The sequence below is a fragment of the Sporichthya brevicatena genome (genome assembly GCF_039525035.1).
Taxonomy (GTDB): Bacteria; Actinomycetota; Actinomycetes; order Sporichthyales; family Sporichthyaceae; genus Sporichthya; species Sporichthya brevicatena.
Window position 1 is genome coordinate 214,977 of the sequence record NZ_BAAAHE010000008.1, and the last position, 20,926, is coordinate 235,902.

The 20,926-nt window shown below is 67.6% G+C and carries 21 protein-coding genes and 1 pseudogene; 9 read left to right on the forward strand and 13 right to left on the reverse strand.

Going from position 1 to position 20,926, the window contains the following annotated elements; all coding sequences use genetic code 11:
- Positions 1–22: 22 nt before the first annotated feature.
- Complete coding sequence (locus tag ABD401_RS06255; protein WP_344602725.1) at positions 23–871, reverse strand: alpha/beta fold hydrolase; 849 nt, start codon at positions 869–871, stop codon at positions 23–25.
- Positions 868–1,749, reverse strand: a complete 882-nt coding sequence (locus ABD401_RS06260) for an SMP-30/gluconolactonase/LRE family protein (protein WP_344602727.1) — start codon at positions 1,747–1,749, stop codon at positions 868–870. Before ABD401_RS06260 ends, ABD401_RS06255 begins: the two co-directional genes overlap by 4 nt.
- Before the next feature lie 116 nt (positions 1,750–1,865).
- Here ABD401_RS06260 and ABD401_RS06265 point away from each other — a divergent pair, with 116 nt between their 5' ends.
- The 4 genes and pseudogenes from ABD401_RS06265 to ABD401_RS06275 all read left to right on the forward strand — a co-directional run bounded on the left by ABD401_RS06265 (position 1,866) and on the right by ABD401_RS06275 (position 4,670).
- Positions 1,866–3,071: an amidohydrolase family protein gene (locus ABD401_RS06265; protein WP_344602729.1), complete on the forward strand. Its 1,206-nt coding sequence runs from the start codon at positions 1,866–1,868 to the stop codon at positions 3,069–3,071.
- A gap of 1 nt (position 3,072) precedes the next feature.
- Positions 3,073–4,239 carry a thiolase C-terminal domain-containing protein gene (locus tag ABD401_RS06270; protein WP_344602731.1) on the forward strand — a complete coding sequence of 389 codons (1,167 nt, stop codon included), beginning with the start codon at positions 3,073–3,075 and terminating at the stop codon, positions 4,237–4,239.
- Positions 4,236–4,391 (forward strand): annotated as a pseudogene (locus ABD401_RS25075) (zinc ribbon domain-containing protein); the annotation flags it as partial. The gene ABD401_RS06270 and the pseudogene ABD401_RS25075, both read left to right, overlap by 4 nt.
- 6 nt (positions 4,392–4,397) lie before the next feature.
- Positions 4,398–4,670 carry a Zn-ribbon domain-containing OB-fold protein gene (locus tag ABD401_RS06275; protein WP_344602733.1) on the forward strand — a complete coding sequence of 91 codons (273 nt, stop codon included), beginning with the start codon at positions 4,398–4,400 and terminating at the stop codon, positions 4,668–4,670.
- Here ABD401_RS06275 and ABD401_RS06280 read toward each other — a convergent pair.
- Genes ABD401_RS06280 through ABD401_RS06290 form a run of 3 tightly spaced genes read right to left on the reverse strand, consistent with a single transcriptional unit; the run spans position 4,615 to position 8,112 of the window.
- Positions 4,615–6,105: a class I adenylate-forming enzyme family protein gene (locus ABD401_RS06280; RefSeq protein WP_344602735.1), complete on the reverse strand. Its 1,491-nt coding sequence runs from the start codon at positions 6,103–6,105 to the stop codon at positions 4,615–4,617. The genes ABD401_RS06275 and ABD401_RS06280 overlap by 56 nt on opposite strands.
- Positions 6,106–6,130: 25 nt before the next feature.
- Complete coding sequence (locus ABD401_RS06285) at positions 6,131–6,952, reverse strand: hypothetical protein (protein WP_344602737.1); 822 nt, start codon at positions 6,950–6,952, stop codon at positions 6,131–6,133.
- Positions 6,949–8,112, reverse strand: coding sequence for a cytochrome P450 (locus tag ABD401_RS06290; RefSeq protein ID WP_344602739.1), 1,164 nt, complete (start codon positions 8,110–8,112; stop codon positions 6,949–6,951). Before ABD401_RS06290 ends, ABD401_RS06285 begins: the two co-directional genes overlap by 4 nt.
- A 194-nt stretch (positions 8,113–8,306) precedes the next feature.
- On the opposite strand from ABD401_RS06290, the gene ABD401_RS06295 reads away from it, so the two are divergent.
- The 4 genes from ABD401_RS06295 to ABD401_RS06310 all read left to right on the forward strand — a co-directional run bounded on the left by ABD401_RS06295 (position 8,307) and on the right by ABD401_RS06310 (position 11,871).
- Positions 8,307–9,107, forward strand: coding sequence for a metal-dependent hydrolase (locus ABD401_RS06295; protein WP_344602741.1), 801 nt, complete (start codon positions 8,307–8,309; stop codon positions 9,105–9,107).
- Between the two features lie 77 nt (positions 9,108–9,184).
- Positions 9,185–10,024: a mycofactocin-coupled SDR family oxidoreductase gene (locus tag ABD401_RS06300; protein WP_344602743.1), complete on the forward strand. Its 840-nt coding sequence runs from the start codon at positions 9,185–9,187 to the stop codon at positions 10,022–10,024.
- Positions 10,025–10,447: 423 nt separating this feature from the next.
- Positions 10,448–11,074: a type IV toxin-antitoxin system AbiEi family antitoxin domain-containing protein gene (locus tag ABD401_RS06305; protein ID WP_344602745.1), complete on the forward strand. Its 627-nt coding sequence runs from the start codon at positions 10,448–10,450 to the stop codon at positions 11,072–11,074.
- The gene (locus ABD401_RS06310) at positions 11,071–11,871 is read left to right on the forward strand and encodes a nucleotidyl transferase AbiEii/AbiGii toxin family protein (protein ID WP_344602747.1); all 801 of its coding nucleotides are present in this window, start codon (positions 11,071–11,073) and stop codon (positions 11,869–11,871) included. The genes ABD401_RS06305 and ABD401_RS06310 overlap by 4 nt, the downstream gene beginning before the upstream one ends.
- Before the next feature lie 433 nt (positions 11,872–12,304).
- On the opposite strand, the gene ABD401_RS06315 is transcribed toward ABD401_RS06310, so the two are convergent.
- The 5 genes from ABD401_RS06315 to ABD401_RS06335 form a co-directional block, all read right to left on the reverse strand.
- Positions 12,305–12,436, reverse strand: coding sequence for a hypothetical protein (locus tag ABD401_RS06315; RefSeq protein ID WP_344602749.1), 132 nt, complete (start codon positions 12,434–12,436; stop codon positions 12,305–12,307).
- Positions 12,437–12,836: 400 nt separating this feature from the next.
- A complete protein-coding gene (locus ABD401_RS06320; protein WP_344602750.1) occupies positions 12,837–13,664 on the reverse strand; it encodes an SDR family NAD(P)-dependent oxidoreductase in 828 nt (275 codons plus the stop codon).
- 25 nt (positions 13,665–13,689) lie between these two features.
- A complete protein-coding gene (locus tag ABD401_RS06325) occupies positions 13,690–14,100 on the reverse strand; it encodes a MaoC/PaaZ C-terminal domain-containing protein (protein ID WP_344602751.1) in 411 nt (136 codons plus the stop codon).
- Positions 14,097–14,558 (reverse strand): MaoC family dehydratase N-terminal domain-containing protein, encoded by a 462-nt coding sequence (locus ABD401_RS06330; RefSeq protein WP_344602753.1) that lies wholly within the window; start codon positions 14,556–14,558, stop codon positions 14,097–14,099. Before ABD401_RS06330 ends, ABD401_RS06325 begins: the two co-directional genes overlap by 4 nt.
- Positions 14,555–15,745, reverse strand: coding sequence for a lipid-transfer protein (locus ABD401_RS06335; RefSeq protein WP_344602755.1), 1,191 nt, complete (start codon positions 15,743–15,745; stop codon positions 14,555–14,557). Before ABD401_RS06335 ends, ABD401_RS06330 begins: the two co-directional genes overlap by 4 nt.
- A gap of 213 nt (positions 15,746–15,958) precedes the next feature.
- Here ABD401_RS06335 and ABD401_RS06340 point away from each other — a divergent pair, with 213 nt between their 5' ends.
- Positions 15,959–17,074, forward strand: a complete 1,116-nt coding sequence (locus tag ABD401_RS06340) for an NDMA-dependent alcohol dehydrogenase (protein WP_344602757.1) — start codon at positions 15,959–15,961, stop codon at positions 17,072–17,074.
- Here the strand turns inward: ABD401_RS06340 and ABD401_RS06345 are convergent.
- Genes ABD401_RS06345 through ABD401_RS06355 form a run of 3 tightly spaced genes read right to left on the reverse strand, consistent with a single transcriptional unit; the run spans position 17,061 to position 20,854 of the window.
- Positions 17,061–17,978, reverse strand: a complete 918-nt coding sequence (locus ABD401_RS06345; RefSeq protein ID WP_344602759.1) for an alpha/beta hydrolase — start codon at positions 17,976–17,978, stop codon at positions 17,061–17,063. The genes ABD401_RS06340 and ABD401_RS06345 overlap by 14 nt on opposite strands.
- Position 17,979: 1 nt before the next feature.
- Positions 17,980–19,416 carry an aldehyde dehydrogenase family protein gene (locus ABD401_RS06350; RefSeq protein WP_344602761.1) on the reverse strand — a complete coding sequence of 479 codons (1,437 nt, stop codon included), beginning with the start codon at positions 19,414–19,416 and terminating at the stop codon, positions 17,980–17,982.
- Between the two features lie 13 nt (positions 19,417–19,429).
- Positions 19,430–20,854: an ABC transporter substrate-binding protein gene (locus tag ABD401_RS06355; RefSeq protein WP_344602762.1), complete on the reverse strand. Its 1,425-nt coding sequence runs from the start codon at positions 20,852–20,854 to the stop codon at positions 19,430–19,432.
- Positions 20,855–20,926: the final 72 nt, after the last annotated feature.

Consider the following 20,926-nt stretch of genomic DNA (forward strand, 5'->3'; position numbering starts at 1 on the left):
CGCTCCATCCGTGAACCTCTCGTCAGCCGGCTGCGAAGTGGGTGAGGAGTCTGTTGTAGAGCACCGGCCGCTCTGCGAAGCACAGGTGCCCCGCTCCGCCCATCACGTAAAGATCCGTGCCAGGCCCGAGTGCGGCTCGCAAATCCACACCGAGTGAGAGTTCCGTCGACGGGTCAGCAGCGCCCCAGATCAGCAGGGTCTCGAGACTGCTGACCGGGTACCAGCGAAGTATCTCGTCCCTCAGTTCGGCGAGCTCGGCGAAGTACGCGCCCCGCTGCTCCTCGAACGTTGCGCGGCCTTGAAGGGTCTTCGGCTGGCGAAGGATCTCGGTCGCCTCGCCGATCCACTCCGGGGTCAGGTAGGAAGTGTCGGCCGAGTACCAGTGGAAGTCGGCCTCGGCGGTCTCGGCGAGACCCTGGAAGACCGGAGCGGTGGTGTCGAGTCGCGCGTCGGCGGAACCGGTGGCGAAGGCCGACGTGTTGGTGAGGACCAGTCGTCGCACGAGCCCCGGCGCGAGCAACGGAAGGTGGGCGGCGACGAAGGCGCCCCTCGACTGGCCGACCACGGTCGCCTCCCTGACGTTGAGACGTTCGAGGAATGCGACGAGGTGGGCGCTGGTCGCGGACAATCGGTACTGCTCCGGTGTGAGCGGGTTGTCGGTGTACCCGTGGCCGAGACGGTCGACGGCGATCACGCGATGATGTTCTGCGAGCGCGGCGATGTTGCGTTGCCACACCATCAGGCCCGTCGAGCCCCACCCGATGTCGCATCCGTGCAACAGGACGATGGGGCAGCCGGACCCCGTGTCGACGTAGGACGTTCCGACACCGGCGACATCGATCCGACGGCGCTCCAGCATGGAGGGGCTCATCCGGCGAATCGGGTCTCGGGGAGGCCGCGCACCCCGAGACCGTGGATCGCGACGAGGTCGCCCGCCCAGGGCCCTGCATCGACCTCGCCGTCCTCACGCGGGAGCAGGTTCTCGGCGGACGACGTCACGTAGAGGATGTCCAGATCCGGGCCGCCGAACATCACACTGGACGTTGTCTTCATGGGCAGCTCCACGACGCGGTCGACGGCTCCGTCCGGTCGATAACGGATGACCGAGGCTCCGCCGTACATGGCGCTCCAGATGAAGCCCTCGGCATCGACGGTCGCGCCGTCGTTCAGCACATACGGGTCGTCGCCGGGGTCGTTCAGCTTGCGGCGGTTGGCGAGCTTGCCCGCCTCGTAGTCGTAGGCGAACACTCCGCGGTCGGGTCCCAGGGACTCGGTTAGATAGAAGGTCCGGCCGTCGGGGCTCCAACAGGGCCCGTTGGTGCAGTAGATCCCTTGTTCGATCACCGACACGGTCCTGTCGAGCTCGAGGGTGTACAGGTTGGACCGGGGCTCGCCGTCGAGGGTGAGTGATCCGAAGACGAAGCGCCCGTCGCGATCGACTTTCCCGTCGTTCAGGCGCACGTTCGGATCGGACGCCTCGACGTCCGACACCAAGGTCAGCGAGCCGGTGTCGAAGTCCAACGCTAAGACACCCTGATCGGTGGCCAGGACGGCGCCGCCGGCGGCACGGAGGGCCATCGAGCCGATCCTCGTCTGCGTCTCCCAGGCCCGGAACTCCGCCCCACTCGGGCCGCACCGCATGACGGTGCCACCGAAGGAGTCCAACCAGTAGATGCACTGATCCTCGACGTCCCAGAGCGGCCCCTCGCCCAAGGCCGATTGGACGCCGATGACCCTCTCGATTCGCATAGCGCCAACCCTAGGGATCTGGTGCCGAGTAAGTCCACACCAGTGTTGACGCGAGAATTCTCGTCAACACTGGTGTGGATCTATCGTCAACATCAGAGTTGACATAGACTCGGGGCATGTTTACGCCTCGTCAGACGGGTCCGTTCGCCGGCCTGCGGTTGATTGATGCCGACTCCCATGTCACCGAACCGGAAGACTTGTGGACCTCACGCGCTCCGGCGAAGTTCGCCGACCGTGTCCCGGGGACGCGCGCAGCTTCCGACGGCCAGAGCTACTGGTTCGTCGACGGCCTGCAGCTGAGCCGCAACAACAGCATCGCGTTCGTGAACAAGGCCGGCGAGAAGGTCCCATACTACGGCTCCGACATGGAGCTGGCCGACGGCAAGATCGGCGCCGCCAAGGAGGACATCCACCGCGCTGCCGTTGAGGCGAAGCCGCGCGTGGAACTGCTCGACGAGATGGGCATCTACGCGCAGATCGTGTACCCGAACATCATGGGCTTCGCGGCGCCGGCGATGGTCCAGGGCCTCGATCGCGATCTGTCCTACCTGATCTGCCAGATCTTCAACGACGCCATGCGTGAATGGCAAGCCGAGGGTTCGGAACGTCTGCTGCCGCAGGCGATGCTTCCGTTCTGGGACATCGAGCAGTCGATCGCCGAAGCTCGGCGCGCCAAGAACATTGGTCTGACCGGTGTGCTGATGGCGGGAGAGCCCCATCTCGGTGGTCTGCCCGACCTCGCCACCGAGCACTGGTACCCGCTGTATGAGGTGCTCTCGGAGCTGGAGTTGCCGATCAACATCCACATCGGCGCTCGCAACTGGAAGGGCGAGCAGGGTGGCGCGGCCTGGCCCTCGCTCCCCGAGCGGGCTGCCAAGCCGGTTCGGTCGATTCAGACCGAGCTCTCGAACAGCCGCTTCATCTCCAACCTGTGCGCGTCGGACGTCCTGATCCGCTACCCGAAGCTGAACTGGGTCAGCGTCGAGTCGGGCATCGGCTGGATCCCGTACGTTCTCGAGCGCATCGACTACGAGTACCGGGAGGAGTTCCCCGGCGGCCTCCCCCCTGAGCTTCCGCCGGCCAAGGAGATGTTCCAGAAGGGAATCTTCGGCACCTTCTGGTTCGAGGACGCCGGCCCCTTGGTCCTGCTCGACCGGATCGGCGCGGACAACGTGCTGTGGGAGACGGATTTCCCGCACCCGACGAGCCTCTACCCGAATCCCGTGGAGCGCTCGGAGGAGAAGCTGGCAGTCCTCAGCCCGGACGTGGTGCGCAAGATCGTTCAGGACAACGCCGCCAAGCTCTACAAGATCGAGGTTTGACGTGCGCGGCTCGTCGGCGGTCATCGGCATCGGGGAGTCCCCGTACTATCGCGCGGGTCGTTCCCCCTACACCGCGCGCCACATGGCGGCGATGGCCGTCCGTGCGGCGGTCGAGGACGCGGGCATCAGCCCGGACGAGGTGGACGGGATAGTCACCTTTCACCCCGACCAGCACGACTCCGCGCACCTGTGGTCGTGGCTCGGCCTGGGCGAGCTGCGCTGGGCGGCCAAGGCCTGGGGTGGTGGTGGCAACAGCGGCGCCGCCGCCGTCCAGCTCGCCGACGCCGCCGTCACCGCCGGGTACGCCCGCAATGTCATCGTCTTCCGTGCGTTGAACCAGGGCACCGAGGGCCGCTACGGGCGGTACAACGCAACGGCCCGACCCGACAACGACCATGCCTTCACCGTTCCCTTCGGGGCGGCGATGCCGGTGGTGAAGAACGCCCTGCTGACACGAAAGTTCCTGCACCAGCACCGGATCAGCCAGGACGCGCTCGCGGACATCGCGCTGGCGTCGTACGAGCATGCGCAGTACAACCCCCGCGCGATCATGTACGGAAAGCCGCTGACGCGCGAGGCCTACCACGCGTCGCGGTGGATTGCGGAGCCGCTGCATTTGTACGACTGCTGTCAGGAGAGCGACGGCGCGTGCGCGTTGATCGTCAGTTCCGCTTCGGCTGCTCGCGTAGGCAGACAGAAGCCTGCCTATCTGCTGGCGGGCGCGACCGGAATGCCGCCGCGCGGAGGCTTGTGGGGTTTCAACGACGATGCATATCCCTCGGGTCGCTTCGTGCCGGTGGGACGCCAACTCTGGGAGCGGGCCGGGGTCGGACCCGGCGACGTGGACGTTGCGCAGTTCTACGAGAACTTCACGGGCACGACGCTGATCGCGATCTCGGACATTGGCTTCGCTCCGCCTGAGGAGCTGGAGAAGTTCGTCTCCGGCGGCCGCCTCCACGTCGGCGGCGGCGGCCTACCGATCAACACCAGCGGCGGAAATCTGGCCGAGGCGTACATCCACGGCCTGCAACTGATGGTGGAGGCCGTGCGCCAGATCCGGGGCACGTCCACCCGTCAGGTCACCGACGCCCGCCTGTCCCTGTTCGCCGCCGGTCCCGGCACCTCGCCGTCTTCCGCCGTCCTGCTGTCTGCCGAGGAGCCGTCATGAGCACCCGCTACCTTCCCACGGGGTGGACTCTCCCCGCCATCACCCCGTGGAACCGGCCCTTCTTCACCGCAGCTCAGCTGCTCATCCAGGTCTGCACGAGCTGTGAGGGGGCGCAACACCCGCCCCTTGACTTCTGTCATCGGTGCCAGGGTCATGACTTGGACTACCGCGCGGCCGCCGGAACCGGAGTGATCGACAACTTCTCCGTGGTGCACCACGCCGGCAGCGCCATGCTCAAGGACGTGCTGCCGTACAACGTCGTGCTGGTCGAGCTCTCGGACTTCCCAGGTCTCCTCGTGCTCGGCAACGTCGTGGACGAGGACTGGCACGAGCGGCTCCAGGTCGGCGCGGAGGTACGGGTCGAGTTCGCCGAGGTCACCGACCCGGATACGGGCGAGTTGCTCGCGCTTCCCCAGTGGCGTTTGAGCTGAGGACCTGGTCGCGTAGTAGCCGCTTGGATACCTTGCCTGTGGGCGTCAGTGGAAGCTGATCGGCCGTCAGGATCCAGACGTGTCGTGGCACCTTGTAGCTGGAAACCCTTTCTCGTGCCCAGGCGATGACGTCTTGGGTGAGTCGCTCAGGGTCGTCCGTCGCGCTGACGATGACGGCGCCGACCTCTTGGTCGCCCGTGGTGGTGTCCACACCGAAGACGAAGGCTTCTTCGACCTCTTGATGCCCGACCAGCAGGGACTCGACCTCGGCGGGGGAGATGTTGATGCCCTTCGCCTTGATGAGCTCATAACTGCGGCCGACGAAGTGCAGGCGGTCGTTCTCGTCGAGCCAGGCCAGGTCGCCGGTGCGGAACCAGCCGTCGGCGTCGAACGCCTCGGCGTTGAGCTCGGCCGCTGTCCGGTCGGGGGCGTCGAGGTATCCAGGCGTGATGATGCCCCGGATCTGCAGGTGGCCGGTGGTTCCGTGTTCCACGGGACCACCGTCGTTCGCGACCACGCGGACCTCCTGGGTCGGCAGCGCCGTGCCCTGTGTCGTCATGCGGATTTCGGGCGGATCGCGGTGGTCCGTGATCGTGGAATGGCCGTGGCCCTCGGTCATGCCGTACGCGTTGCAGACCTCGGAGATGCCGAGGACCTCGATGGCGATGCGGAGGTCCTCCGGTGTGGCGTTGGCGGTGCCGGTCCTCAGGGCGGAGATGTCGCGAGCGGCGAGGTCGGGGTGGGCTGCGAGGGCGCGGGTGATCGGCGCGACACCGTAGTAGACGGTGCAGCGCTCGCGTTCGATGAACTCCAGGGCCGCTCCTGGCTCGAACCGCTCCTGAAGGCACAGCGTCGCGCCGTGCACGAGGGCGTTCGGCAGCGCGTTCGAACAGCCGAAGACGAAGAACAAGGGGAGGGCGAACCAGATCCGGTCCGCCTCCCGAACGCCCTGGCGGTCCCCGATCGCTCGCGCGGTCAGGATCATTCCTGCCTGGGTCAACGGCACCGCTTTCGGTTCCGCCGACGACCCGCTGGTGAACAGGAGCAACGCGATGTCGGTCTCGCCCGTCGGTGCGTGTCGCAACGCTTGGCATGCCCCGGCGCTTTCATGGGCAGTGGCCGAGAAGTCGTCCTCCTCGGTCAGAACGACCGTCGGCGTCGCGCGCCTGAGGACCGCATCGAGCTCGTACTGCTTGTACCACGTGTTGAGCGGAAGCGCGGTGGCTCCGGCGGCGTGGGTCGCGAGGAGACCAACGACCCATCGGACTCCGTTGGGAAGCTTCAGCCCGACGCGGTCGCCGGGCTCGACACCGCGCGCACGGAGCCGAGCGGCCAGCGTGGCTGCGCGGGCGGCGACCTCGCCGTAGCTCGCTCGGCCGTCGTCGCCGACGACGAACTCCCGGTCGGGATGAGCGGCCGCAGCCGCGGCGAGCACTCCCGGTGTCGTTAGGTCCGACATGTTAGGCCGTGCCGGCGAGATCGGCGGCCGGCTTTTCGCCGTCAGCCACGGGGAATCCCTTGGCGGGCACGAAACGCGTGGCCAGGTGGATCATCGCGACGCCGGTAGCGATAACGAGCATCGTCGCGGCATAGATCCAACCCTGATCCGGGTCGGCGCTGTGCACCAGCGTCCACAGCACACTCGGGATGAAGATGAGGCCGAGGGTCATGCAAATCCCCGGTAGGAGGAAGGCGGCGAGGATCGCGTCAGGTCCGGCGAGCGAACGACGGATGCGTGCGCCGACGATGCCGATACTGACCACGATGGTGGTGTTGAGGATGCAGATCCACACCGGGAAGCTGGCGACCTTGAACGCTGCGGGCCCGTAGTACGTGTACAGATCGAGAAGATTGATCATGAAGAGCTCGGAGGCTGCGAGGTAGGCGGCCACGGGGATGCAGGCCGTGAGGAGCTTGCGGCGTGGCCATCCGCCTTCGGTCAGGCGCCAGAAGAGCAGGCCGAATCCGCCGTAGACGACGGTGTAGCTGAAGTATGTCCACGTCGGGAACGGATTCTCGTAGGACGTGTAGAGCGTGTTCTGATCAGGCGCGTAGTACCAGAGGTTCGCGACGACGTCGGGCAACGGTTCGATCAACGCGCAGAATGTGGAGCCGAGCGCAATCGCGACGGGGACCCACGAGTCGTACTTCATTCGAAGCCGAACGGCCGCCACATAGACCGCGATCACGCCGAGGGCGATCGCGATTTCCATGATCGTCTGGTTGGTGGTGTTCGTCGCCTGCTCCGCGATGTCGGACGGCGGCAGGGGAAGGAAGTTCACGACATGGTGTCCCATCGTGCGAGGAGCTTCTGGTAGCTCCGGCTGGTGCCGAAACGGGCGATGGCGGCGCCCTCGCCGGCCAGTCGGAGGTTGGGCATCCGTGCGAGCACCTGCTCCAGCACGACCTTGAGCTCGAGACGGGCAAGAGGGGCGCCGACGCAGCGGTGGATGCCCTGACCGAAGCCGACGTGGCGGTTGCTGTCGCGACCAAGCATGAACTCTTCGGGGTTCTCGAACTCTGCTGGGTCCCGGTTGGCGCTGCCCCACAGCAACAGCACCTTGGAGCCCGCCGGAATCGTGACGTCGTCGACGGTCGCCTCGGCGAGGGTGTTCCGGGCGAGCCCGGGCAGCGGTGCCATCAGACGCACGGCTTCCTCGGCCGCACCCGGAATGAGCGAAGGGTTTGCCTTGAGTTGCTCAGCGATCGAAGGGTCGCGCGCGAGGTAGTACAGCAGACCGCCGATGCCCCCGACGGTCGTCTCGTGGCCGGCTCCGAGCAGCAGGAAGGCCATCGAAATCTGTTCCGCAAACGTGAGCGGCACGCCCTCGATCTCGAGGGTCGCGATGTCGGTCATGAGGTCATCGCGGGGGCTCGCGGCGCGATCCTCGAGTTGCGCAGCGAGGTAGTCGACGAACTCGTTCGTCGCGACCGTGGCGGCCTCGGGGTCCTCGGCCGCAGAGTGCCCGACGATGCGGCTCATCTGGTCGCGGAAGATGTGCCAGTCGCTGTCCGGCAGGCCCATCAGCAGTGCCATCACGAGCGGCGGTACCGGCTCACAAAGCTCCCGGGCGAGGTCGGCCTCGCCGCGGTGGACGAAGGTGTCTATGAGTCCGTCCACGATGCCGCGGACCGAGTCCTCAAGCTTCGCCATGCGTCGCGGCGAGAGCCATTGCTGCAACGGTCGGCGGTAGCGGCTGTGCTCAGGTTCGTCTTGCTCGATGCACACCAACGGAGGCATCGGTTGCTTCGGGATCGTGACGCCACCGGTCGAACTGAACACCGTGGTGTTCTTGGCGGCCGCACACACGTTTTCGTACGTGCTGAGGAGATAGAACCCGCCGTAGTCATCGATGTGGGCGACCGGACATTGTTCGCGCAGGGAGGCGTAGTAGGGGCCTGGCTCCTGTGCCACCCCCGGGTCTCGCATCTCGAATCGCACGGCTCACCTCGAACTCGGGGGCGCTCGGTTCTGACGACCGTACGGGGCCGCTTGGAAGTCGGTCAACACTCGTGTTGTACTTTTCTGGACTCGTCAACACTCGTGTTGTATTTTCGTGACAGCGGGCTCGAAGCTCGCCCGTCTGATGACGAGGAGGGGCCGCCGTGTCAGACATGGAGCTGAAGGTCCGTAAGGTGACCATCGACTTCAGCGACGCCAAGATCCACTGGAATCCGACCGGGCCCGAGTTCAGCCATGTCTTCAACGCCTTCTCGTCGCTGGCGCCGGAACTCGAGCCTTATCTGATAAAGGTCATGCGCGAGGCGAAGACCCGCGTCCCCGCGACGGAGCACGCCTTGCTGGCCGACATCGACCTGTTCAACATGCAGGAGGCGCGGCACTACCGGATGCACGCGCAGTTCAACAAGTTGCTCTATGAAGCCGGCTACGAGCTGACTGAGTCCGAGGCGAAGCTGCGAGCAGACTACGAGCGCTTCCTGACCAAGAAGGGCCCGAAGTTCTGTCTGGCCTACTCGGAGGGCTTCGAGACCCTCGGGCCGGCGTTGTCGGGGTTCTTCTTCGACCGCTCGCCGCACCTCATGCAGCAGTGGGACGAGCCAACGACGTTCCTCTGGCTCTGGCACGTCGCCGAGGAGTACGAGCACCGCGCCGTGGTGAATGGGACGTACAAGGTGCTCTACGACGAACACTGGTACCGGCTCTACGGCTTGTGGTACTCCCTGATCCACATCTTCACGTACGTCATCAAGAACTCGAACCGCATGATCAAGCACGACCTTCAGACCGGTCGTGTTCGCGGCCGGATACGCAGCCGGTATCGGCAGGTGACGTCGCTGCTCGGACTGGTGCGCTACGCCGGTCCCCGAATCGCCAAAGTCCACAAGCGGTCTTACGACCCAACGACGTTCCCTCCCATGGAAGGCGCGCTGTTCATTCTCGCGCAGGCCTCAACGAAGTACGCCGTCGCCGGCTGAGAAACGGGACAAACCGCAGCGGGCCGAATCAGCGCATCGGCATGGGCACGCCGCTCACATCGGCAGAAAGGACAGACATGGGTCTTCTGAACGGTCAGGTCGCGCTGATCACCGGTGGCGCCCGCGGGCAGGGGCGTGCCCACGCGATCGCGCTCGCGCGCGAGGGAGCCGACGTGGTGGTGACCGATCTCGCCGCCGATGTCCCGACCATCGACTACCCGCTCGCCACACCCGCCGATCTGGCCGAGACGGTCGCGCTGGTGGAGAAGGAAGGCCGGCGAGCGCTCGGTCTCCAGGCCGACATGCGCGACACTGCCGGCGTGAAAGGCGTGGTGGACCGAACGGTCGCCGATTTCGGGCGGATCGACATCCTCGTCGCCAACCACGGCGTGGTGAACTACGGACCGCTCGACGCCTTCACCGACGAGATGTGGGAGACCGTCCTTCAGACCAACCTGACGGGCTATTTCAAAGTGATGCGGGAAGTCTTGCCGCACATGAAGGCACAGCGATACGGGCGGATCGTCTGCACGGCGTCATTTGGCGCGCGCGGTGGCTATCCGAACCTGCCGGCGTACGGCGCGGCGAAGTGGGGCGTCATCGGCCTGGTCAAGGGGACGGCGCTGGAAGTTGCCAACGACGGAATCACGATCAACGTGATCTGCCCTGCTGCGGTGGGGACCGACCTGTTCCTGAATCAGCCGACCTTCGACCTGTTCTGCCCGGACATCGCGAACCCGACGCGCGAAGACTTCGAGGCCCGGTTGGTCCAGAACAACGCAGGCCTTAACGGCCGTCGGTACCTCGATTCCGAGCACATCAGCCGGGCCGTCCTGTTCCACGCCTGCGACCTCGACGGCGTAATGACCGGCCAGGTGACCGACGTCGGCCTCGGCTCGTCAGCGACGCGTTGGTAGCAATCGGAGGAGTTGTCCGAGACCCCAGGTGCGATGAGGCCTTGCATGCACGCAGGGCGCGACGCTGAAACCGCGTGACGTTAAGGATGACGTTAAGCAGGATGCGATCGGCGTGGTTCCAGGGGGTTGGGAGGCTCCAGCCGCGACTCCGGCCAGCTGGTGGGGCGATGTGCGGTGGTCCTCGGTCGCCTTGTAATCGAAAGGTTGCCGGTTCAAGTCCGGCCGCCGGCTCTTCTGACCTGCGGAAACGTGCAGTCCTCGCCGTTTTGCGACATCGATGACGTTAACAATGCCCACCGCTGTCGAGCGGTTGGGTTCACTCCGACCGCCTGGAGTGACCCTCTCGGCGAGGGCGGGTGGCGAACTGCGTTGCACTTTACCCTGCGTAAAGTAGTTCAGAGGTCTACTATTTGCAGAGTGAACATGTCTGCCGGGCAGTTGGCGGCGCGGGCGCCGCTGGGCACGATCCGGGTTGCGGATCTGGCTGCGATCTATGCGCATCCGCGGCAGGAGGCGCGGGCGTTGGAGCGGCGTGGAGTGTTGCACCGCCTCGCCCACGGTTTCTACTGCGCGGTTCCGCCCGAGCATGATCCGGCAGTGTGGAAGCCGAGCACCGAGGCGGCGGCGGCCGGGATCGCGACCGCGCTGTACGGGGATCGGGTGCCGGTGCTCACCGGCCTCAGTGCCGCCCGGGTCCACCGGGTGCTGCCGCGGGCGATCGCGGTGGGGTTCGTCGCGGTCCCGGGTTCGCGCCGGCCGTTGCGCTTCGCTGACCGCCCTGGGGTGGTGCGCTTCGTCGAGCGCGACGTCACTCGCCTGGACGCCGAACTCCTCAGCACCGACCTCGGACTGGCGTTGGCCACGACCGCGGAGCAGACGGTGCTCGATCTCGCGCACGCGGATCCCACCGGCGCCGACGCCGACACCGTCGCGGCGATCGATGCGCTGTGGGCCCGCTGCGAGGCCGAGGTGCTCGAGCAGATCGCCGGCACACAGCGGATGCGCGCCACCCTGGCCCGCGTGCGCGAACAGGTCGGTGCCCGCCGGTGAGCGCTCCGGTCCCGGGGGAATGGGAAGCGATCGCCGCCCAATTCGGTGTGGACCTGGCTCAGGTACGCCGCGATCACCTCATCTCCCACGTCCTGGCCGCGCTCTCCCAACACCTGCCCGACGCGGAGATCGTGTTCTTCGGTGGCACCGCGCTGGCCCGCACCTACCTGCTCGACGGGCGCCTGAGCGAGGACATCGACCTGATCGCCCGCGGCAATCGAGCCCAGATCTGCGCCCGTATCGAGCGCGCAATGGCGACCGCTCTGCGCCGCAGTCATGGCCGCCCGACCTGGACGCCGCCGCTGACCCGGACCCGCTACGCGGAACCGGCGCTGCTGCAGGTCGTGGACGGCACCTCGATCCAGGTCCAGGTTCTTTCCTCGACGGGCTACCCAGACTGGCCCACCGAGATCGTCGAGTTGCACCAGCGCTATTCCGACGCACCACCGGCGCGCCTGCGCGTGCTCACCGTCGAGGCGTTCGTTGCGGCCAAGATCGTTGCGTGGCTCGACCGGCGCGCGCCCCGTGACCTCTACGACCTGGCCGCCCTCGCCCACCGGAGCCTGATCACCCCGACCGCCGTGCAGTGCCTGCGCCGCTACGGTGCCGCGTCCAGCCCGCCGTCGCCCCGCGACCTCGGCGGACCACCCACCGAAGCTGCCTGGCAACAAGCCCTCGCGCACCAGACCCGCCTCGAAACCACCGCCGCGGACGCCCTGGCCGCCCTCGCGAACGCATGGGCTAAAGCCCTATCCCGCACAGAAAATGACGATACGTCAGACGCCTCGGACGGTTGATCTGCTCCCCCGACTGGCGCCGGCCGGCCCGGGCATCGGAGGCCACCATGACGTTAAGAATGACGTTAAGCAGGGTGCGATCGGCGTGGTTCCAGGGGGTTGTGAGGCTCCAGCCGAGGCTCTGGCGCGCTGGGGTGAGGTGCGGTGCTTCTCGGCGCCTTGTAATCGAAAGGTTGCCGGTTCAAGTCCGGCCGCCGGCTCTTCTGAGCTGCGAAAACGCGCGATCCTCGCCGTTTCGCGACATCGATGACGTTAAGGATGCCCAGGCGCTGTCGAGCGGTTGCGCTCACTCTGACCAACTGGCGTGACGCTCTCGGGGCGACCTCGGGCGCCGCTGGGCACGATCCGGGTCGCCTGGCTGCGATCTATGCATCCCCGGCAGGAGGCTCGGCGCTCAGCGGGCGCGGACTGTTGCACCGCGTCGCGCACGGTTCTACTGCGCGGTCCCGCCCGAGCACGATCCGGGGGTGTGGACGCCCAGCGCCGAGGCGGCGGCCAGGATCGCGGCCCCGCTGTACGGGACCGGGTGCCGGTGCTCACCGGCCTCAGCGCTGCCCGTGTCCACCGGGTGTGGCCCGGGCGATCGCGGTGGAATTCGTCGCGGTCCCGGGCTCGCGCCGCCCTCTGCGCTTCGCTGACCGCCCTCGCGAGTGCGCTTCGTCGGACGAGGTCACCCGCCTTGACGCCGAACTCTCAGCACCGACCTCGGACCTGCGTTGGCCACGACCGCGGAGCAGACCGTGCTCGACCTCGCGCACGCCGCCCCCACCGGCGCTGACTACGCCTCGTCCTGGACTGCTGGCTCCTGGTGCCGACCTGAGAAGCACCGCTCCACGCCGCGTGGAGGGGACGAGCAGGAGCGATCGGCCGGAGGGCGCCGCGTCGGCAGGAGCCCACGGCAGGCACCTAGCCTGGACAAGTCGGCTGGCGCCTCTGGCGCAACAAGAGGACGAGCCCACACCTCGTCAGATCCTGTAGCCCCCGCCGCAGAGGAGAACCTCGCCGCTGACGTAGTCGGACTCCGGCTGGCAGAAGAGGTAGGCGGCCCCAGCTGCTTCGGCGGGGGTGCCTGGGCGTCCGAGAGGGATAGACAGGCGGGCCTGCTCCAGGAATTCGGGGTTGACGCCGACCTTGAGCTCGCGCCCATCGACTTCCAGCGTCGCGCCACCGGCCGCGACCTCGGTCAGGCGGGTCAGGATGAAGCCGAACGCGACGGCGTTCACCGTCACGTTGTACCGACCCCATTCCTTGGCCAGGGTCTTGGTTAGGCCGACCACCCCGGCCTTCGCGGCCGCGTAGTTGCTCTGGCCCACGTTTCCGCCCAGGCCCGCGACTGAGGAGATGTTGACGACCTTGCGGCACGGGACCTGCTCACCGGCCTGCTGGGCCCTCTTGACGGCGCGGGAGATCACCGGCTGCGCGGCGCGCAGGATCTGGAACGGCGCCTTGAGGTGCAGATTCAGGATCGCGTCCCACTGCTCGTCCGTCATCTTCTGGATCACCGAGTCCCAGGTGTACCCGGCGTTGTTCACGACGATGTCCAGACCGCCGAACGACTCCTCCGCGGTCCGGACGAACCGGTCGGCGAACCCGGCCTCGGTCACGCTGCCCACACACGTCGCCGCCTGACCGCCAGATGCCTCGATGGCGGCAACCGTCTCCTTGGCTGGTTCGGCATCGAGGTCATTGACGACGACCGACGCACCGTCAGACGCAAGCTTCAGCGCGATCTCCCGGCCGATCCCGCGACCCGAGCCAGAAACGATGGCAACCTTGCCGGCGAGCTTTCCCACGTATCGCTCCTTGGTCCGTTTGCGTTCAGGAGACGGCGACGACGGCGTCGCCGGTGAGAGTGACGGTCCCGTCGGCCAGCGTCACGGTGAGGTCGATCGTGGCGCGGCGTTCGCCGTCAACCTCGTCGACGGATACCACCGTTCCGGTGCACCGCGGCTGGGCATTGACTGGAGTGATCGTGGCGAATCGCACGCGGAAGGACCGAAGATTCCGCTGGTCGGTCCACCCCGTGAGCAGACGTCCGAGGACGGCCATCGAGAGCATGCCCTGGGCGAACACGTCGTCGAGTCCCGCTGAGCGGGCGACGTCAAGATCGAGGTGGATCGGATTGAGGTCGCCGGAACCTCCGGCGAACAGCGCGAGCACCGTCCGGGTCAGGGCCGGTCCCGACAGCGACGGCAGTGCTGTACCCGGGGGCAGCTCCAGAGCGGTCATGGCGCCGATCCGGCTGTCGCGATCTGGCGGACCACGAGTGTCGTGCGCAGACGCGCCACCACATCCCCGGCTCGGGTGACCTCGGTCTCGCGAACCAAGAACTGTAGGGCGCCGCCCTTCTTCTCGTAGGCGTCGACCAGGGTGCTCCGGGCCTGCACGAGTTCCCCCGCGAAGACGGGCGCCACGTAGGTGAATTCCTGCTCGCCGTGCAGCAGTGCCCGCAGGTCGACGCCGAGAGCATCGAGCCAACCGGTCGGCTCGGCACCCTCCAGCTCGACCCCGAACAAATACGTCGGCGGAACGAGGAGATCGGGGTAACCGGCAGCGCGCGCCGCATCCACGTCGGTGTACACCGGGTTCGTCTCGCCGATCGAGTGCGCAAACAATCGCAGTCGACCGCGTTCGATGGTCATCGCAATCGGCGGAGTGCTCGCGCCGACGGCGTGGGCGAAGCTCATCGAGCGGCCCGTTCGTAGAGCGTCACGACGCACGCTCCGCCGAGACCGAGATTGTGCTGAAGCGCGAGGGGGAGATCGCCCTCGACCTGACGGGCCCCGGCCTCACCGCGGAGCTGCCACACCAGCTCGGTGCACTGGGCGAGCCCGGTCGCACCGAGTGGGTGCCCCTTGGAGAGCAAGCCGCCCGACGGGTTCGTGACCACGCGTCCGCCGTAGGTGTTGTCGCCGGCCAGGACGAACTTCTCGGCACCGCCCTCCTCGACGAGACCCAGCGACTCGTAGCTGAGGACCTCGTTGGTGCTGAAGCAGTCGTGGAGCTCGACGACGCGCAGGTCCTGGGGGTCGACGCCGGATGCCTCGTAGACCTCGTTCGCCGCCCGCCGGGCCATCTCGAAGCCGACCAGAGTCATCATCGACGTCCCGTCGTCGAAGGTGCCGGCCACGTCGGTGGTCATGGCCTGCGCACGGATGCGCACGGGTTTGCTGACGCTGTGACGCGCCGCGAACTCCGCGCTGCAGACCACGGCGGCGGCCGCCCCGCACGTGGGCGGGCAACACTGCAGGCGGGTCAGCGGCCCGTAGATGTGAGGGGAGTTGAGCACCTCGTCCTCGGTGACGAGGTCGCGGAACACCGCGTAGGGGTTGTTGGCCGCGTGTCGGCGGGCCTTGACGGAGATCTTCGCGAACAGCGCGGGGTCGACACCGTAGCGTTGGGCGTACTCGGCGCCGGCTCCGCCGAACATCTGCGCGGCGGCGGGGGCATCGGTGCGCTGCTGGAGGCTGCCCATCGCGGCGTTCAGTCGCCCCATCGCGTCGGGACGGTCGTCGAATACCGCGGTCAAGGCACCGCGCTGCATCTGCTCGAAGCCCAGTGCGATGACGCACTCCGCCGTCCCTGATGCCACTGCCTGGCGCGCCAGCCAGAGCGCGGAGGAACCGGTCGAGCAGTTGTTGTTCACGTTGACGATCGGAACGCCGGACAGCCCGAGACCGTAGAGTGCTGCCTGACCTGACGTGGAGTCACCGTAGACGTAGCCGACGTAGGCCTGCTGGATCTTGCTGTAGTCCAGACCCGAGTCGGTCAGGGCCGCGCGTGCCGCGGCCTCACCCATCACGTCGTAAGGATCGGATGCGCCCGGCTTCGCGAATGGAATCATGCCGACCCCCGCGACTACGACCTCAGTCATTGCTGAACTTCCTTTCAGGGGAGCGGGGAGCGACCGCGGTTGGTCCGGCGAGCCGCCGATTCCGACTGTGCATGCGCGCACAGGACCGTGCCCACCGTAGGAGCTACTGGCTTCCGAAGCCGCCGACCGACGCAGAAGGTTCTCGCTGACCGCGTACGGGGTGTAGTAGCCGCTACGGCTGAAGTCGTTCGGCCTGGACGGTCGACTGTCGTCATGAAGACACAGGCCGCCGTCCTCTGGTCCCAGCCCGGTAAGTGGGAAGTCACCGAGATCGACCTGGACCCGCCGCGGGGCGGCGAGGTTCTGGTGCGACTGGTGGCTACCGGGCTGTGCCACTCGGACGACCACGTGGCGACCGGCGACATGCCTGCTCGCCATCTGCCGATGTGCGGCGGGCACGAGGGCGCAGGCGTCGTCGAGACGGTCGGGCCCGCGGTCGATGACCTCGCACCGGGCGACCACGTCGTGTTCTCGTTCGTTTCCAGCTGCGGCCGGTGCAAGTGGTGTGCCACGGGGCGGCAGGCACTGTGCAACGTCGGGCCGCACCTGACGACCAACAACGCCTTCCTCGACGGCACGTTCCGTATGCACACGGGCGACGAGGACATCGCGCAGTTCGCCTGGCTGGGTGCGTTCGCGCAGCACACCGTCGTGCGCCGGGACAATCTCGTGAAGATCGACCGAGATCTTCCGCTGCGGGAGATGTGCCTGCTTGCGTGCGGTGTGCCCACCGGTTGGGGGTCGGCCGTGACCTCGGCAGGGGTTCAGCCCGGTGACGTCACGATCGTGATGGGCCTCGGGGGCATCGGGATGAACGCCGTGCAGGGCGCGGCCCACGCGGGTGCGTCTCGGGTGATCGCGGTGGATCCCATCGAGTTCAAGCGGGAGGTCGCGCTCGCCCTCGGCGCCACGGATGTCGCCGCCTCCATCGGGGAGGCCACCGACCTGGCCAAGGAGCTCACCGAGTGGCAGGGCGCGGACAACGCCATCGTCGCGGTCGGGCTGACACGCTCCGAGCACGTGGGCCAGGCCTTCGCGGCCATCAGTAAGGGCGGGACGGTCGCGGTCACCGGGATCAGCGGTGTCACGGAGCCGCTGCCGCCGGCGAGCATGTTCGAGCTCTCGATGTACCAGAAGCGCATCCAGGGTGTGCTCTACGGCGGTCTGTCGCCCAACGTGGCCATCCCGCGGCTTACGCGGATGTACCGGGCCGGACAGCTCAAGCTGTCCGAACTCATCACGCGCACCTACACCCTCGATCAGATCAACGATGCGTACCTCGACATGCACGCGGGCCGGAACATCCGAGGCGTGATCACGTTCGAGTAGCCAGCGCCGACAGCGCACGAACCTGCGTTGCGACGGAACGCATCGAAGTCTCGGCCCGGGGAAGCAAAGTGTCGAACCCGTGGGGCACGTCTGCGAACTGATGCACTGTCACCGATACTCCCTCCGCCGCCAATCGCCGGCCGAGTAGCAATCCCTCGTCTCGCAGCGGATCGAGGTCGGCGACCACGATCTCGGTCGGCGGGAGGCCGCTCAGCGATGCCGCGAGAGCGGGGGCAGCGTACGTCACCGGGGTTGCGTCGGTGGGTAGGTAGTGCGCCCACATCCGCATCGTCGAAGCGCCGTTCCACCCAGGGCTGTTCCAGAACTCCCGGATGGACGCACCGGCCAGGTTGCTGTCGGTCACCGGGCAGGCGAGGAGGAGCAGAGCGAGCTCGGGGCCCTGGTCGTCGCGGGCACGCAACGCGACACCGGCGGCGAGCGCTCCGCCGGCACTCGTGCCCCCCAGAGCCAAGCGGGATCGGTCCACGGCCAGGTCCGCGGCGCTCGCGTCCAGCCAGGTCAGTGCCGCTGTGCAATCGTCCAGGGCGGCGGGATAACGATGCTCGGGGGCCAGTCGGTAGTCGGGAGACACGACCACGACGCCGGCCTCCGCGGCCAGGCGCACGCAACGCTCGTGGTCGCTATCGAGGTTGCCGACGACGAAGCCGCCGCCGTGGCAGTACACGAGACCGGGGGACGCGTGGCCGCGGTCCCGTGGCACGTACAGGCGGATGGGCACCGGCGGGCCGTCGCGGCCGGGCACTGTCAGGTGGCGGATGTCTAGGTTGGGTCGGCTGGTCAGTTCGCGCGGCGGTCGCCTGGCCAGGAGTGCGCGCAGCGCCGGTACGTCAGCCAGATCCATCGATGGAAGCGATTCGAGCAGGGCGGCGAACTCGCGGTCCACGTCAGATCGGCCACGCGAGGTGCCGCACCTCGGTGAACTCCTCCAGCCCCCAGGTCCCGAGCTCGCGGCCGATGCCGGACTGCTTGAACCCACCGAAGGGACCATCGCTGGTGCTAGCAGCGTTGTTGACCGCGACGCGACCGGACCGGATCTGCCGGGCGGCACGTAGAGCGTTTTCCGGGCTTCCGTACACCGAGCCGATGAGCCCGTACTGGCTGTCGTTGGCGATCGCGACGCCTTCGTTGAGGTCGCCGGAGTAGCGGATCACCACGAGTACTGGGCCGAAGATCTCCTCCCGCGCGACCGGCATGTCGTTGGTGACGTCGACCAGCAGTGTGGGTTCGAGGTAGTGCCCGCCAGCAGGTATGCGGGACGGAACGCCGCCACCGGTGGCGATCTTCGCACCCGAGGAGACGCCAGACTCGATCCAGCCCTGCACGCGCCTCAGATGTGCGGCGGTGATCAGTGGTCCCATGGTGGTGGCGTCGTCGTGGGCTGAGCCCACCACGACCTCGTCCATCGCGGCGACGATCCGTCCGACGATGTCGTCGTGGAGCGACTCGGGCAGGAGCAGCCGAGATTCGAGCGCGCAGATCTGGCCCGAGCCCATCGTCACGCGCAGGGCCCGCGCCGCCACCATGGCAGGGTCGGCATCCGGCAACGCCAGCAGCGCGGACTTGCCGCCGAGTTCGAGGGCGAGGCGCTTCAGGGTCGGGGCGCCTGCGGCCATGATCAACCTGCCCACCTCGGCAGAGCCGGTGAAGCTCACCATGTCGACGCCGGGATGCGAAGAAACCACCTCGCCGACGTCCGCGCCTCCGGTGACGACGTTGAGGACGCCTGGGGGCAGACCGGCCTCCAGCGCGAGCCGGCCCAGGGCGAGGGCCGCGCCGGGCGCCTCCGGCGACGGCTTGAGCACGACCGTGTTCCCGGTGAGCAGCGCGGGGACGACCTTCCAGATGTTGGAGAGCTGCGGGCAGTTCCACGGCGTGATGACAGCGACCACCCCGCGCGGTTCCCGCGTCACCAGTTGCTCGGTGGGGACCGCACCGGTCAACTGCGGCAGCCCGACGTCGAGGGAGCGGGACCCCTTGGGTAGCAGATCACGGAAGGCGTCCATCGGACGGGAGTAGTGGATCGCGTCGGCCTGCCGGCGGGCCGTGCCCACCTCGTCCTCGCCGTAGGCGACGAACTCCGCGCGATTCGCCTCCAGCAGCTCCCCGAGGCGATGCAACGCCGCACCGCGTTGGGCTGGGGAGAGTTGCGGCCACGGGCCCGAGTCGAAGGCGCGGCGGGCGGCCGAGATCGCCAGCTCGGCGTCGGCCGGGCGGCCCAGCGGCACGGACCGGAGGATCTCGCCGGTCGAGGGGTCTTCGACCGGGAGCTCTTCCCCCGCCAGTGCGCCGGTGAGCTCGCCGTCGATCAGAAATCTTGTCACGGTCGGGCTCCTGTCAGCAGATCGGTTTGCTGCCCTTGGGCGCGGTGTACCTACCGTTCTCCAGGCCCCAAATGAAGGCGCACGGTTTCACGGAGACGCCCTTGCCCTTGGGATAGGTGAGCGGGACGGTCAGGCCGCCGAGGGTCTCGTTCTTGACCTTGGACATCCCCTCGAGGAAGTCGGCAGACGTCGGGTTATTCGGAAGGTTCTTGCCGATCACGCCGAGCATCTCGGCGCTGGCGAAGGCGTACACACCGATCCCGCTGTCGCCGAGGCTGGCTGCGTAGGTGCCGAGGATCCGGCGGTACTTCTCCAGTCCGGGTACCCCGGTCGCCGCGGGGGACACCGTCCCGCTGGGGAGGACCGCGCCGTTGAGGGCAGCAAGCTTGGGCAGGTCCGCGGTGGCGGCGAGACTGAGCAGCACGAGTTGCGGGGTGAAGCCCTGCGCGGCGCAGTCCTTGGCGGCGCGCGCTGCTCCCGCGCTCTCCAACAACAGGTAGAGAACCTCGATACCGGCCTGCTTCATACGCAGGCACTGGCTCGTGTAGCTCGGCGCGACCAGCGAGACCTGATAGGACTCCACGACGTACTTGCCGACCTCGGACTTCCTGACCTGGTCGTTCAGGTAGCCGCACAGCTGGGCGATCTCCAGGCAGTAGAGGATGCCGATCTTGCTCGCGCCGTCATCGACGAATGTCTGGAGGGCCTTGACGATCTGAGCCGCTGCCGGCGTCACGACCGTGTGGGCTACCGGGGAGGTGAACCACCCGGGATCCACACCGTCGCCGAGCATGGGGACGCCCTTGGACCGTACGTACTGTTCGACCTGGGGGAAGCCGAACGGCATGAAGTTTCCGACCATCATGAGCGCCTTGTCGCTCTCGACGAGGCGCTTGGCCAGGGTCAGCGACGTGGAGGGGTCGCCCTGGTCGTCGGCCACGACCAGCTGCAGCGGGTGCCCGTTGAGGCCTCCGTGCGCGTTGGTGTAGGAGATCCAGGCGCTGAGCACCTTGGGGGCCGAGGAGGACACGGCGCCGAGCACACCCGAGAACGTGCCGAGCTGGCCGATCTTCACGGGCGACTTGTCGGCCACCGTCGGTGCGGCGGCGGTCTGGGTGCCGGCCGAGCCGCCCGGCTTGGAGCCGGGAGCCGAGGCGTCGCCCGACGAACCGGTCCCGGACTTGGCCGTGCTGGTCGAGGGTTGAGCCTGCTTCGCCCCGTCGGCCGCGGCCGGGGCGGTGCCGCCCTGCGCCGGGACGGCCGCGTCACCGACGGTCCCGGGCGCGACCGCTCCCGTCGAATCGGTGACGGCGGTGCTCGCCGGACCCCGTAGTGCCTCGGCGATCTCGGTGTCGGATGCCCGGCTTCCGCATCCCGACACCATCAATGCGGTGGCGAGCGCGGCGACCCCGACCTTGGCAAGCCGTGAAGTCTTCATGCCACTCATGAAACGCCGTCCGGGCGGCGGCGACGAGCGAGATCGCTACTGTGCGCGGCGCAGGCGGCTACC

Coding starts and splice junctions, on each gene's coding strand:
- ABD401_RS06325 (WP_344602751.1), bottom strand. CDS start 14,100: ATGACCGCTCTGGAGCTGCCCCCGGGTACAGCACTGCCGTCGCTGTCG.
- ABD401_RS06305 (WP_344602745.1), top strand. CDS start 10,448: ATGTCTGCCGGGCAGTTGGCGGCGCGGGCGCCGCTGGGCACGATCCGG.
- ABD401_RS06330 (WP_344602753.1), bottom strand. CDS start 14,558: ATGAGCTTCGCCCACGCCGTCGGCGCGAGCACTCCGCCGATTGCGATG.
- ABD401_RS06300 (WP_344602743.1), top strand. CDS start 9,185: ATGGGTCTTCTGAACGGTCAGGTCGCGCTGATCACCGGTGGCGCCCGC.
- ABD401_RS06260 (WP_344602727.1), bottom strand. CDS start 1,749: ATGCGAATCGAGAGGGTCATCGGCGTCCAATCGGCCTTGGGCGAGGGG.
- ABD401_RS06355 (WP_344602762.1), bottom strand. CDS start 20,854: ATGAAGACTTCACGGCTTGCCAAGGTCGGGGTCGCCGCGCTCGCCACC.
- ABD401_RS06265 (WP_344602729.1), top strand. CDS start 1,866: ATGTTTACGCCTCGTCAGACGGGTCCGTTCGCCGGCCTGCGGTTGATT.
- ABD401_RS06340 (WP_344602757.1), top strand. CDS start 15,959: ATGAAGACACAGGCCGCCGTCCTCTGGTCCCAGCCCGGTAAGTGGGAA.
- ABD401_RS06335 (WP_344602755.1), bottom strand. CDS start 15,745: ATGACTGAGGTCGTAGTCGCGGGGGTCGGCATGATTCCATTCGCGAAG.
- ABD401_RS06255 (WP_344602725.1), bottom strand. CDS start 871: ATGAGCCCCTCCATGCTGGAGCGCCGTCGGATCGATGTCGCCGGTGTC.